We start from the raw sequence: 12,564 nt of genomic DNA, 5'->3' as shown, positions 1-12,564 counted from the left end.
AGGGGGCCCGGTTCCGGGGCATGACCGGATCACCGGGGACGGTCCTGCCGTCCCCGCACGGCCCCGCAGTCGTCCCCGCGCGGGACGCCGGCGTCCCGCATCAGGCGTGGCGGGCCTGGGCACGAAGGGCATGGTGTTGCCGCACGGGACGGTTCACAGCGTGCGGCGCGAGGGGGCCGAAGCTGCGCGGGGGCGTGCGTCCAGCACACGGTTTCGTGTGGGAGCGATGAGTTCGGGCGGCGGATCGGGTCCGTCCTGGCATGACCCGCATCATCGCCGACATCTCGATCTCCCTGGACGGCTTCGTCACCGGACCCGACCCCGGCCCGGACAGCGGTCTGGGAAGCGGCGGCGGGGCCCTGCACGCCTGGGCGTTTTCCGACGACCCCGACGACCGCCGGGTCCTGCGCGAGGCGACCGCCCGCTCGGGCGCCGTCGTCCTCGGCCGGCGGCTCTTCGACGTGGTCGACGGGCCGAACGGCTGGGACGACAACGTCGGCTACGGCGCCGGCGAGGCCGGCAAGCCCGCGTTCGTCGTCGTGACGAGTTCGCCACCGGAGGCGGTGCGGCTCACCGGCCTCGACTGGACGTTCGTCACCACCGGTCTGCCCGACGCCGTCACCGCCGCGCGGGAGCACGCCGAGGCGGCGTCATCGGAGAGCGGCAAGGACCTCGACGTCGTCCTCATGGGCGGCGGCGCCACGATCGGCTCGGCGCTCGACGCCGGGCTGGTCGACACGCTGACACTGCACCTCGCACCCCTGGTGCTGGGTACCGGGACGCCACTGTTCACCGGCGCAGCGCCGCGCACGCTGGTGCAGCGAGGCGTGATCCCGACATCGACCGCGACGCACCTGACCTACGACGTCCTGAGGTGATCCGATGACCACGGTCAACGCCAACGGAGTCGCCCTGGGCGTCGAGTCGTTCGGTGACGAGGGCGCACCCCTCGTCCTGCTCGCGGGCGGGACGACGATGCTCTCCTGGCCCGACGCACTGTGCGAGCGCCTCGCCGCCGGCGGGCGCCGCGTGGTGCGCTACGACCTGCGCGACAGCGGGGAGTCGACGACGACGGACCCAGAGGCGCCCGCCTACACGCTGCGCGACCTCGCCGCCGACGCGGCGGCCCTTGCCGCCGCGCTCGGTGGCGGGCCCGCACACCTCGCGGGGATCGGCGTCGGCGGAATGGTCGCCCAAGTGGCCGTGCTCGACCATCCGGGCGCGTTCTCGGCGCTCACCCTGGTCGGCACCCGCGCGGTTGCCCCCGGCCCGCCCGACGACGACCTCCCCGACCACGACCGGGCGACGATGCGCCGGCTGTTCACGCGTCCGATGCCCGACTGGACCGACCGCGGGGCGGTTGCGGAGTTCGCCGCCGCCGGCGCGGAGATCCTCGGCGACGACCCCGCCGCCGCGCGCACGATCGCCGCGCGCATCTGGGACCGCACGCCCGGCACCGCACCCGCGTCCCACCTGGCCGACCAGATGGGCATGGTGTTTTCCCGGCTCGACTGCACACCCCGCTGGCGTGAGCGGCTGCCCGAGATCAAGGTCCCCACGCTCGTCGTCCACGGCCGCCGCAACCGGTTCTTCCCCGTCGGCAACGGCGAGGCGATCGTGGCCGGGATCCCCGGGGCACGGCTGCTCGTCCTGGAGGAAGCCGCCACGAGGATCCCGGATACGGCGGTCGGCGAGGTCGCCGAGGCGATGCTCGCACTCGAATAGGAGTTCGGTGACCCGACGCCGCCTACGTCCGTGACGGCGAGGGAGTGTCCCGCTCCGCCCTCGTCCTCCCCGCCCGGTCAGTCCACCCCGTGGAAGACCACCTCCGGGTGCTCGGGCACCGGCCCGTCCAGCAGCTTCCGGTCCACGCCTTTCAGGTGCAGGTCGAAGAACGCTGTCACGTACGCGCGGGTGATCTCCTGCGACCGCTTGCCCGACAGGGGTTCTTGCGGCGGCAGGAGACCGAGTTGGTCACCGAGGACGGGCACGTCGGTGAAGGTGAAGTGTCCCGCGCCGGTGACGCTGATCCAGCGCTTCCAGCCGTCGAGGAGCGGCCAGTCGCGTGTCCAGGAGCGGTCGCCGTCGCTGGTGCCCAGCATCATGAAGGGGCGCCCGCCCAGGCCCTGCGCCGGGACCGGCGCCATGAAGGAACCGTCCATGTTGGCCCCGGCACGGATCCGCTCGTCTCCCGCCATGGTCGTTGCGGCGGAGGCGCCACCGATGGAGTGGCCGGCCATGCCGATCTTCGTGGGGTCGATCACGCCGGCATGCCGCCAGACGGGGTGCCGATCGGCGAGCAGCCGGTCGAGGAGGAAGGACACGTCCTGGGCCCGGCCCGCGGGCACCACGCCGTAACCGCCGGGAGGGATCTTCCCGCAGGCGACGCAGTCCAGGAGGCGCCCACCGGGAAAGGCCGTGCCGACCGACTCGTAGGCGTGGTCGACAGCAGCGACGACATACCCCCGGCTGGTCAGTTCCTCGGCGAGCAGGGTCAGGGTGGAGCGGTTGACGGTGAACCCGGGCGACAGCACCACGAGCGGGAACCTCCCCCGTGCGGGTGTGGCGGCCGGGCGGGCGTTGGTGCGGGTGCCGCTGAGCGTCTCGGCGGACACCGCGCCGGTCAGTTCCCGGTCGTCGATGAAGGCCTGGGCCTCGGCGGAGGTCATGTACGGGGCCGTCCGGCCGCCGCCGGGCCGTGCCGGGTAGTACATCGACACCATCAGTTCACGCGCTCCGGCCTCCGGCACCCAGGGGTCGGGGCGGCTTTCGTCGACGAGGTGCAGGGTGTCACGGCCCACCGTGTACGGCCCGGTGGGCGACGGCAGTTCGAGGCGTACCCGGCCGGTCTCGGCGGCCGGTGGCACCACCGCGGGCGCGGACGGTGCGGCCTGGGCCACCCCCGTGCCGAGGAGAGCGAGGGACAGAACGAGTAAAGCCGCGGCTGTGCCGCGAGGCGGATGATTCATGCTGTGAGGCTAGGCAGCGGGCCGCGCCGGGGCGTCAGCCCACGGCCTGAACGGTGTCGGCCCCCGGACGTATGCCGGTCTCCGCCCGTGGACGGACACGGGCGCTTCCGCCCCCCTACGGGGGATGGGCCCGATCGGTAGGGGTCTCGTGCGGTGGCAACGCCTTGCACGGGGGTCGTTGCCGCCTTGCCGGGCCGGCGCCCGTGTGCTGGTGTGCCGGGGTGCGGTGGGCCGCGGTTCGGGCGGGTACCGGGGTGCGGTGGACCGATCGGCAGCGCCGGTGATCCGATCCCGGATCGCGAAGCGGACCGTCATCTCGCATCGGTGTCCGGAGGCGGTCGTCAGGTGACGGCGGGCCGGATGCCGCTGAACGCGGACAGGAGTCCCCGGACGGCGCCCACCGGACAGGAAGACCCGTCCACGCTGCCTCGTCGGCCGGCGGCCGTTCTTCCCCCGATCGCCCGGGCCCTTGTGCGAGCAGTGCTCCACGCGGGGCATGACCTCGCAGCGGACGGCGGCACAGGGGGTCGAGTGGACCGGTCAGGAACTCACCCGCCCTCAAGATCGTTCAGTCGGTATGCCACCGAACCGGACCGGCCCTGCCGTGCGTCCCCTCACCAACGCCGACGTTCCCACCGCGGTCGACACCCTCGCCCGGTCCTTCGCCGACTACCCCTTCACCCGGCACGTGATCGCCGCGGACGGCCACGAAGACCGGATCCGGCGCTTCCAGGAGATCTGCCTGACCCGTATCGGAATGGTGTACGGCCGTGTGTGGGTTGCCGACGCGGGCCTCGCCGTCGCCGTCTGGAGCACCCCCGACCGGGACCCCCTGCCCGCCCTCGCCGAGATCGGCCCGCTGCTCGTCGACCTCACCGGTGACCGGGCGGCCGCCTACGAGTCCGCGGAACGGACCGTCGCTCCGTACCGGCCGCAGGAGCCGGGGTGGTTCCTCGACACGGTGGGGGTCGCCCCCGAAGCCCAGGGGCGCGGCCTCGGTACCGCGGTGCTGGTCCCCGGCATCGAGGCAGCCGCACGCGCCGGGTACCCGGCATTCCTGGAGACCTCCAGCGAGAGGAACGTGGTGTTCTACGAGCGGCTCGGCTTCCAGGTCACAGCCGAGGTCCTGCTCCCCGACAGTGGCCCCCGCACGTGGTGCATGCGCAGGAATCCGCATCGGGACGTACCTCGAAATGGTTCCGAGTGGTGAATCACGGTCTGGTGATACGTCGCCACGAACCGCCCGCTGCCGAGTAGGAGGTCGAGGACAACTCCTGGTCGCCCCGGAGGTGTCCGACCGGCGCGGGGAGGACGGCGTCGTCGTCCTCCCCCGATGCCCGGGGCCCTCCGCCGACCGGCACGCGGCGCTGCGGGAAGCCGTCACCGGGCTGTCCGGGGGCCGGGGTCAGCCGCCGCGCCGCACCCTGGCCGCCTTGCGGGCCTCCGCGAGCTTGCGGGCTTCGCTGCCTCTGCGGGACGGCCTGCCACCGGAGCCGTTCTTCGCGTCCTTGGTGCTGCCCAGGCCGCGGAAGGGGGAGTTGTGGTTCTTGGGGCGCGAGACGGCCGGTTCGCCGTCGAGGGGCTTCCCGGTGGGGACCCTGGCGCCGGTGATCCGGCTCAGCTCCGCCTCACCGGACCGCACCTTGGTGACCTTGAAAGCGGCGCCGGCGTCCGCCATGACCTGGACCGTCTCGCGGCGCCGGCCCGGCAGGACGAGGGTCACGACGGTGCCGGAGCGACCCGCCCTGGCCGTGCGGCCCGCGCGGTGCAGGTAGTCCTTCGATTCGGTGGCCGGATCGACGTTGACCACGAGGTCGAGATCGTCGACGTGCAGGCCTCGTGCGGCGACGTTCGTCGCCACCAGCGAGGTGACCTGCCCGTTCCTGAACTGGGCCAGGGTCCGGGTGCGCTGCGGCTGGGACTTGCCGCTGTGCAGGGCGGCAGCGGCCACGCCGCTGGCCCGCAGGTGCCGCGTGAGCTGGTCGACGCCGTGCTTGGTGTCCAGGAACAGCAGGACGCGGCCGTCCCGGGCGGCGATCTCGGTGGTCACGGCGTACCGGTCCGGGCCGTGCACGACGAAGACGTGATGCTCGATCGCGGAAACCGCGCCGGCCGGAGGGTCCACGGAGTGGACGGCGGGATCGCGCAAGTAGCGCCGCACCAACTCGTCGACGTCGCGGTCGAGGGTGGCGGAGAACAGCATTCGCTGACCGTCGGACCGCACCTGGTCCAAGATCTCGGTGACCTGCGGCAGGAAACCCATGTCGCACATCTGGTCGGCCTCGTCCAGGACCACGATGCGCACCCGGCCCAGTCGGCAGTCCTTACGCTCGACGAGGTCGTGCAGCCGACCGGGCGTGGCCACGACGATCTCGGCGCCCTCCCGCAGCGCGGCGGCCTGCCGCCCGACGGACACCCCGCCCACCACGGTCGCGAGCCGCAGCCGCAGCGCCTCGACGTACGGGGCGAGCGCCTCACCCACCTGCTGCGCCAGTTCCCGGGTGGGCACCAGAACGAGCGCCAGCGGTTCCTTGGGCCGCGCGCGCCGCCCGGCCGTCCGGGCGAGCATCCCCAGGCCGAAGGCCAGCGTCTTGCCGGATCCCGTGCGGCCCCGGCCCAGGACGTCCCGTCCCGCGAGCGCGTTCGGCAGCGCCGCGGCCTGGATGGGGAAAGGCACGGTCACGCCCTGTTCACCGAGCACCCGCAGGACCTCGTCCGGCAGTCCCAGCCGGGCGAAGGACGCCGTCGTGGGCAGCGCCGACGCGGAGCCCGGCGCATCGGGTACGTCGTCCCGCCGCTGCCGGGCGGAGCCATGTGCTGATTCGCTCACAGAGAGCCTTCCTCCGAGGGGACCGTACCGAGGAAGGCGCGGCGGGGACGCGGTCACCGGTCAGGGAGCCCCTGTCGGAGCACCGGCACGGGGACGCTGCAAACAATCAACGCTAGCACGGGTCCGCGGGGGGGGCGTCCCCTGGCCCCTGCGGCCGAGGTACGGCATCCGGACCCGCCTGTGCGGATCGTCCCGAGGCGCCCGGACCGCGGCACCGGACGCCCGGACCGCGACACCGCTGGAAGAACGGCCCTGCCCCGCACCCGCTGGACGCCGGCATGCGCGACTCCCCGCGCCGCACCCGTCCGCGAGGCCACCGCAGGAAGTCCCCCGTGACCGGCCGCCCTCACCTCCCGTAGCCGGGATCGCGCGGGACGCACATGCACCGGGGTGACTCGAAGCGCACAATGTGGGAACCGGAGGAGAAGCCCTGGCGCAGGAGGGCACACCGGGTGCCCGGACGCCCGGCCCCTCACCGGAAGGAAGACCACGATGGCGCACGAAGACGACGCCCGGAAGGCCGTACCGGACACGCCGGGAACGCGCACCGGCGGCGACGGCGTCACACGCCGCCGTCCGCTGCGCGAGCGGCACGTCGAGGAGACGGTCGAGGTCGCGGTGCCGGTGCGGACGGCGTACAACCAGTGGACGCAGTTCAAGACCTTCCCCCGCTTCTCGGCCGTGGTGCAGGACGTCGCGCAGATCAAGCCCACCGTGACCGCCTGGACCATCGGCTACGGGCCCCTGCGCCACCGCTTCGCGGTCGAGATCGTGGAGCAGGACCCCGACGCCTACCTGGCCTGGCGCGGTCTGCGGCAGACCCCCTCCCACCAGGGCGAGGTCGAGTTCAGGCCGACACAGCGCGGCGGCACCGCGATCACCGTCCGGGTGCTCCTGCGACCGCAGGGAGCCGCGAGGATCCTCACCCGATCGTCCAGGGCCACCCGGCTGGCCGCCCGAACGGTGCGCAACGAACTCATGAACTTCAAGCGGTTCATCGAGGGGGTGGGGCAGGAGGGCGGGGCCTGGCGCGGCACCATCCGCAACGGCCGCGTGCAGTACGACCACCCGGAACCGCCCAGGAGCCGCGTGGCCCAGTGGCCCGTCGGCTGACCGGCATGCCGGACACGGCACAGAGAGAGGCGAACCGATGCAGAACCCGCCCGGCGACGAGCCGGAGACCACCCTCTCGGTGACACCGCCGAAGAAGTGGGCGGCCGGAGTCCCCGCGGTCGTGCACGCGCTGGAGTACTCCCTGGAGCAGACCTCCCCGCGCAGGGCCGGGGTGGACCTGCTGGCCATGAACCAGGTGGACGGGATCGACTGCCCCGGCTGCGCGTGGGCGGACCCGGCCCCGGGCCGACGCCACCGCAACGAGTACTGCGAGAACGGCGCCAAGCACATCAACGACGACGCCACCACACGCCGGATCACCGCCGGCTTCTTCCGCGAGCACAGCGTCTCCGACCTCGCCGCCCGCTCCGACATGTGGCTCAACCAGCAGGGCCGGCTCACCGAGCCGATGATCAAGCGGCCCGGTTCCGAGCACTACGAGCCCATCGGCTGGAACGACGCCCTGGACGTCCTCGCACAGGAGTTGAAGGCGCTGGCCTCGCCCGACGAGGCCGTCTTCTACACCTCCGGCCGGGCCAGCAACGAGGCCGCCTTCGTCCTGCAGCTCTTCGCCCGCGCCTTCGGCACCAACAACCTGCCCGACTGCAGCAACCTGTGCCACGAGTCCAGTGGCTTCGCCCTGAGCGAGACCCTGGGCACCGGCAAGGGCACCGTCAGCCTCGACGACCTCCACCACGCCGACCTGATCTTCCTGGTCGGGCAGAACCCGGGCAGCAACCACCCGCGCCAGCTCAGCGCCCTGGAGGAGGCCAAGCGCAACGGCGCCCGGATCGTGGCGGTCAACCCCCTGCCGGAGGCGGGGCTGCGACGCTTCAAGAACCCGCAGAAGCCGAGCGGGATCGTCGGACGCGGCACCCAGATCGCCGACCGCTTCCTGCACATCAAGCCCGGGGGCGACCTCGCCCTGTTCCAGGCCCTCAACCGCCTGCTGCTGGAGGCCGAGGACGCCCGGCCCGGCACCGTCCTGGACCACGACTTCATCGACACCCACACCACCGGTTTCGAGGAGTTCGCCCGGCACGTCCGCACCGTCGACTGGGGCGACGTGCGCACGGCGACCGGACTGACCCGCGAGGAGATCGAGAAGGTCCGCGACGAGGTCCTCGGCAGCGAACGCGTCATCGTCTGCTGGGCGATGGGCATCACCCAGCACAAGCACGGCGTGCCCACCATCCGGGAGATCGTCAACTTCCTGATGCTGCGCGGCAACCTGGGGCGGGCCGGTACCGGTGCCTGCCCGGTGCGCGGCCACAGCAACGTCCAGGGCGACCGCACCATGGGCATCTGGGAGCGGATGCCGGACACCTTCCTGGACGCCCTGCGGAAGGAGTTCGGTTTCGACCCGCCGCGTGCGCACGGCCTGGACTCGGTGAACTCGATCAAGGCGATGCTCGAGGGCCGCGTCAAGGTCTTCCTCGCCCTGGCCGGCAACTTCGTCCGTGCCGCTCCCGACAGCGAGGTCACCGAGGAGGCGATGCGCTCGTGCAGGCTGACCGCTCACATCTCCACCAAGCTCAACCGCTCGCACACCGTCTGCGGCGACACCGCGCTGATCCTGCCGACCCTGGGGCGCACCGAGCGTGACATCCAGGCCAACGGTGAGCAGTTCGTCACCGTGGAGAATTCCATGAGCGAGGTGCACACCTCCCGGGGCCGCCTGGAACCCTCCTCCCCGCTGCTGCTCAGCGAGGTCGCCATCCTGTGCCGGCTCGCCCGCCGCACGCTGGACGGCGGGGCGGACATCCCCTGGAAGGAGTTCGAGGGCGACTACGGCACCATCCGCGACCGCATCTCCCGCGTCGTGCCGGGCTTCCACGACTTCAACGCGCGCGTGACCCGCCCCGGGGGCTTCCAACTGCCCAACCCGGTCAACGAGGGCGTCTTCAACAACAAGGTCGGCAAAGCCCTGTTCACCTGCAACGAGCACGTGGTCCCGCGAGCACCCGAGGGTCACCTGCTGCTGCAGACGCTGCGCTCGCACGACCAGTGGAACACCGTCCCCTACACCAACAACGACCGCTACCGCGGCATCCACGGCAGCCGCCACGTCGTGCTCGTCAACCCCGCCGACCTGGCCGAGCTCGGCCTCTCCCAGGGCGATCACGTCGACCTCGTGAGCGTCTGGGCGGACGGCACCGAACGCCGGGCGGAGAACTTCGAGGTCGTTCCCTACCCGGCCGCCAAGGGCTCGGCCGCCGCCTACTACCCCGAGACGAACGTCCTGGTGCCGCTGGACAGCGTCGCCGACATCAGCAACCAGCCCACGTCGAAGGGGATCGTCGTCCGCCTCGAACCCACCCTCGACCGGGCACGGCCCGCACCCGCCTGACCGGCGGCACGGCCCCGGCGGGGCCCGCGACGACAGCGGGTCCCGCCACGCGGTGCCGGCCGGGACGGCGTGCCCTCAGCGGGCCGGGAGCGGCGGCTGCGAAACCCGCTCGTCCCGCCCCAATCCGTTCCCCCCAGGCCCTGACGAAGCGGCAAGCAGCCCTCCGCGGTGAGTCCGGGGTGTGCTTGCCGGGGCGTTCCGATCTTGTGGGCGCATCAGGGGCCGTGCTCCGCGCGGCCGGTCCGGTCATGACGACCGGAGGCAGTGCGGGAGCCGATTTCCCATGCGCCGTATGCATGGTTTTCCCCCTCGCCCGGCATTGGACGCATGCATGCTTCCGATCGATCCTTGAAGGAGTCCCCCAGCCCCGTCCCGAGGAGTCGATCACTTCATGAAGGCACTGCGCGGCTTCCCACCGACCCCGGTGCCCCTCGCGGCCGCCGCGCGCGGTGCCGTCGCGCTGGCCGTGCCGCTCCTCGTCGGCGTGTGGACCGCGACGCCTGTCCCCGCCGTGATCGCGGGGATCGGCGCCCTGTGGGGAGTGAGCCAGGACGGCCCCGACCCCTACCCGCTGCGGGTGCGGCGCCTGGGCTGCATGGGACTGTGGGCCGCCCTCGGCCTGCTCGCCGGCGAACTCGCACTGCGCAGCGGGCACCCCGCGGCGGTGACCGTCTGCCTGGTCGCCGTCGCCCTGCTCGCCGGCGCCATCAGTCTGCGCGGCCGGCTGGCCTCCGTGTGCGGCATGCACCTCCTGCTCGGCGCCACCATCGGCGGCGGCATCCCGGTACCGGGTCCGTGGTGGCAGGCTCCGCTCGCGCTGCTCGCCGGGGTGGGCCTCGTCGTGGTCCTGTCCGCGGCGCCGTGGCTGTGGCGCCGGCACGCCGTCGAGCGGTCCGCCGTCCTCACCGTGTACCGGGCGGCCTCCGCGGCCCTGGCGGCGGCCGGTACGCCGGCGGCGCAGGACGCACGCCGGCGACTGACCGCGGCCCTCGACCACGCCCACCAGGTGATGGGCCCCCACCTCGCGCGCCGCGCCCGGCCCGGGACGGAGCCGGACGCGCTGCGCGTCGCCTTCCACGGAGCGGTGCGGCTGGGCGAGGTGACGTCCGCACTGGTGTGGGAGGGCCGACCGCTTCCCCGGGACGTGACGGACACGCCGCTGCTGATGGCCGCGCGCCTGCTGCCGGGGCCGGGCGGGGCGACCGGTTCCGCCGGTACGGACCGGGCCGTGCCCCGCACCGCCCCGGACTCACCGGGCCTGCGCGCGCTCGCCGAGCTGTCCGCCGAGACCGTCCGGGAGCGCCCGGACGAGGTGCCGGCCCGCCTCCCGGCGCACCCGTGGCACGGGCGGGCGGCCCAGGTGCGCTACACCGTGCTGCTGGCGGTCTGCGTACTGGTCGCCCAGCTCTGTGCCGAGCTGCTGCACGGGCCGCGCGGGTACTGGCTCCCCATGACGGTGGCCTTCGTCTACAAGCCCGACTTCGGTCCCGTCTTCCGCCGGGCGCTGCACCGCTGCGTCGGCACGGTCGTCGGGGTGGCCGCGCTGGGCGCGGTGACCCTGCTGACGACGGACACCTACGCCCTGATCGGCGCGGTGGCGGCCTTCGGCGCGCTGATGGCCGTCGGTGTACGTCACCACTACGCCCTCGCCACGACGGGTCTGACGGCGATCGTCCTCGTCCTCGTCCAGATGCTCGGCGACCACCGTGCGCTGTTCGCGGCACGCATCCTCGACACCGCGCTGGCAGCGGCGATCGTCCTGGTCGCGCACTTCGTGCTGTGGCCCCGCTCCGCGGCGGAGCGGGCCGCGGCGCAGACCGGGGCCGCCCTGGCCGCCGCCCGCCGGTACCGCGACCTGGCGCCCGGGACCGCGGCGGCGCAGCGGCACGCACTGCGCCGGGCCGCCTACCACCGGCTGGCCGAGGCGCGGCGGGCCGTCGCCCACGCCCGCGGTGAGCCGGGCCGCTCCGACCGGAGGCTGGCGGACTGGGAGGACGCCATCGCCTCGGCGGAGCGGATGTGCGACGCCGTCAGCGCGCGCAACCTCGAAACCGGGCCGGCGGCTTCCGCGCACCCGGTTCCCCGGTGCGCGGCGGCCGGTGCGGGGGGAGGATGAGCACGATGGACCTCCAGGTGCTGCGCGCCTTCCAGGCGGTGGCCCAGGGACTGACGGTGACGGAGGCCGCGGCCGAGGCCCATGTCACCCAGCCGGCCCTGTCGCGGGCGCTGCGCAGACTGGAGGAGGAGGTGGGTGCCCAGCTCCTCCAGCGGGTGGGCCGCGTGCTGCGCCTCACGCCCGCCGGGCGGGTGTTCAAGGAGTACGTCGACGCCGCCCTGGACAGCTACGACCAGGGGCGGCGGGCGGTCGCCGAGGCCGTCGACCCGGACACGGGGACGGTGTCGCTGGCCTTTCTGCACACCCTGGGCACCTGGCTGGTTCCCAAGCTCGTCACCGGGTTCCGCGAAGAGTTCCCGCAGGTCCGCTTCGAGCTGCACCAGCACGTGGAGAACGGCCTGGTCCAGCACCTCCTGGACGCCACCGCGGATCTGGTGATCACCAGCGGTGACCCCGGCCATCCGCTCATCACCTGGCGGCGGCTCCTGGTCGAACCCCTCTGGCTCGCCGTGCCCACCGGGCACCGCCTGGCCGAGCGCCGCCGGGTCCGGCTGGCCGAGGTCGCCGAAGAGCCCTTCATCCTGCTCAAGCCCGGCTACGGGCTGCGCAGCGTCACCGAGACGCTGTGCCGCCGGGCGGGCTTCACCCCGCTCGTCGGCTTCGAGGGCGAGGAGGTGCACACCCTGCGCGGCCTGGTCGCCGCCGGCCTGGGCGTGTCCCTGATCCCGTCGTCCCCGGACACGGCGGCGACCCCGGACTTCCCCATCCGCTACCTGGAGATCACCGACGTGCGCGGTGCCCGGGACATCGGCGTCGCGTGGTTGTCCGGACGCACCCTGCCGCCGGCGTCGCGGCGTTTCATCGACCATGCGCTCCGGGTCACGGCCGGGGCGGCCGACGGCGGGTGGTGAGGCCGGCCTCCCGCCGCCCACCGCGGGACCGCCGCCGTGGCGTGGCCGGCCGTGCCGCACCGGCGCGAGCGGAACGCCGGGCGGCCGAGGGCTGCGATCCGGCCGGGACCGCGGTGCGCGACCGGGTGAAGCGGGCCGCGGGCCGCGCCCCCTCGTACGGCGGCCGGCGGGACCTGCCCGGCGCCGGCACACGGCCGTGACCCCGGCCGGCGGCCGGAACCCGCTCCCCCCGTCGACCGACGGGTTCCCCGCCCGGCCCGCCGGACCGCTCCGCG

9 protein-coding genes are annotated in these 12,564 nt (G+C 73.6%); 7 read left to right on the top strand and 2 right to left on the bottom strand.

The genetic code is table 11. From position 1 onward, the window contains the following. Window positions 1–260: 260 nt before the first annotated feature. Together ACSU6Z_RS28280 and ACSU6Z_RS28275 are read left to right on the top strand one after the other, a co-directional pair. On the top strand, window positions 261–878 hold the full coding sequence (locus ACSU6Z_RS28280) for a dihydrofolate reductase family protein (protein ID WP_437049903.1): 618 nt from the start codon (window positions 261–263) through the stop codon (window positions 876–878). A 4-nt stretch (window positions 879–882) separates the two neighbouring features. After that, complete coding sequence (locus tag ACSU6Z_RS28275) at window positions 883–1,725, top strand: alpha/beta fold hydrolase (protein WP_437049902.1); 843 nt, start codon at window positions 883–885, stop codon at window positions 1,723–1,725. 77 nt (window positions 1,726–1,802) lie between these two features. On the opposite strand, the gene ACSU6Z_RS28270 is transcribed toward ACSU6Z_RS28275, so the two are convergent. Next, window positions 1,803–2,969, bottom strand: a complete 1,167-nt coding sequence (locus tag ACSU6Z_RS28270; protein WP_437049900.1) for an alpha/beta hydrolase family protein — start codon at window positions 2,967–2,969, stop codon at window positions 1,803–1,805. Window positions 2,970–3,546: 577 nt separating this feature from the next. On the opposite strand from ACSU6Z_RS28270, the gene ACSU6Z_RS28265 reads away from it, so the two are divergent. Next, window positions 3,547–4,179 carry a GNAT family N-acetyltransferase gene (locus ACSU6Z_RS28265; RefSeq protein WP_437049898.1) on the top strand — a complete coding sequence of 211 codons (633 nt, stop codon included), beginning with the start codon at window positions 3,547–3,549 and terminating at the stop codon, window positions 4,177–4,179. A 195-nt stretch (window positions 4,180–4,374) separates the two neighbouring features. Here the strand turns inward: ACSU6Z_RS28265 and ACSU6Z_RS28260 are convergent, their stop codons facing one another. Further along, window positions 4,375–5,799: a DEAD/DEAH box helicase gene (locus ACSU6Z_RS28260; RefSeq protein ID WP_437049896.1), complete on the bottom strand. Its 1,425-nt coding sequence runs from the start codon at window positions 5,797–5,799 to the stop codon at window positions 4,375–4,377. A gap of 492 nt (window positions 5,800–6,291) precedes the next feature. Here ACSU6Z_RS28260 and ACSU6Z_RS28255 point away from each other — a divergent pair, with 492 nt between their 5' ends. The 4 genes from ACSU6Z_RS28255 (at window position 6,292) to ACSU6Z_RS28240 (ending at window position 12,289) form a co-directional block, all read left to right on the top strand. Beyond that, window positions 6,292–6,912, top strand: coding sequence for an SRPBCC family protein (locus ACSU6Z_RS28255; protein WP_437049894.1), 621 nt, complete (start codon window positions 6,292–6,294; stop codon window positions 6,910–6,912). 37 nt (window positions 6,913–6,949) lie between these two features. Continuing rightward, entirely contained in the window at window positions 6,950–9,262 is a 2,313-nt protein-coding gene (locus tag ACSU6Z_RS28250; protein WP_437049893.1) for an FdhF/YdeP family oxidoreductase, read from the top strand. Window positions 9,263–9,653: 391 nt separating this feature from the next. Continuing rightward, window positions 9,654–11,378, top strand: a complete 1,725-nt coding sequence (locus ACSU6Z_RS28245) for an FUSC family protein (RefSeq protein WP_437049892.1) — start codon at window positions 9,654–9,656, stop codon at window positions 11,376–11,378. Further along, window positions 11,375–12,289 carry a LysR family transcriptional regulator gene (locus ACSU6Z_RS28240; RefSeq protein ID WP_437049890.1) on the top strand — a complete coding sequence of 305 codons (915 nt, stop codon included), beginning with the start codon at window positions 11,375–11,377 and terminating at the stop codon, window positions 12,287–12,289. Before ACSU6Z_RS28245 ends, ACSU6Z_RS28240 begins: the two co-directional genes overlap by 4 nt. Window positions 12,290–12,564 lie beyond the last annotated feature (275 nt).

The organism is Streptomyces sp. enrichment culture (assembly GCF_964273145.1).
Classification (GTDB): domain Bacteria; phylum Actinomycetota; class Actinomycetes; order Streptomycetales; family Streptomycetaceae; genus Streptomyces.
Note: the sequence above shows the minus strand (reverse complement) of the source record. Positions and strands in the feature narration are given on the sequence as shown.

Bases quoted from the DNA above. Each gene is read 5' to 3' on its own strand.
- ACSU6Z_RS28280 (WP_437049903.1), top strand. From the start codon at position 261: ATGACCCGCATCATCGCCGACATCTCGATCTCCCTGGACGGCTTCGTC.
- ACSU6Z_RS28275 (WP_437049902.1), top strand. From the start codon at position 883: ATGACCACGGTCAACGCCAACGGAGTCGCCCTGGGCGTCGAGTCGTTC.
- ACSU6Z_RS28270 (WP_437049900.1), bottom strand. From the start codon at position 2,969: ATGAATCATCCGCCTCGCGGCACAGCCGCGGCTTTACTCGTTCTGTCC.
- ACSU6Z_RS28265 (WP_437049898.1), top strand. From the start codon at position 3,547: ATGCCACCGAACCGGACCGGCCCTGCCGTGCGTCCCCTCACCAACGCC.
- ACSU6Z_RS28255 (WP_437049894.1), top strand. From the start codon at position 6,292: ATGGCGCACGAAGACGACGCCCGGAAGGCCGTACCGGACACGCCGGGA.
- ACSU6Z_RS28250 (WP_437049893.1), top strand. From the start codon at position 6,950: ATGCAGAACCCGCCCGGCGACGAGCCGGAGACCACCCTCTCGGTGACA.
- ACSU6Z_RS28245 (WP_437049892.1), top strand. From the start codon at position 9,654: ATGAAGGCACTGCGCGGCTTCCCACCGACCCCGGTGCCCCTCGCGGCC.
- ACSU6Z_RS28240 (WP_437049890.1), top strand. From the start codon at position 11,375: ATGAGCACGATGGACCTCCAGGTGCTGCGCGCCTTCCAGGCGGTGGCC.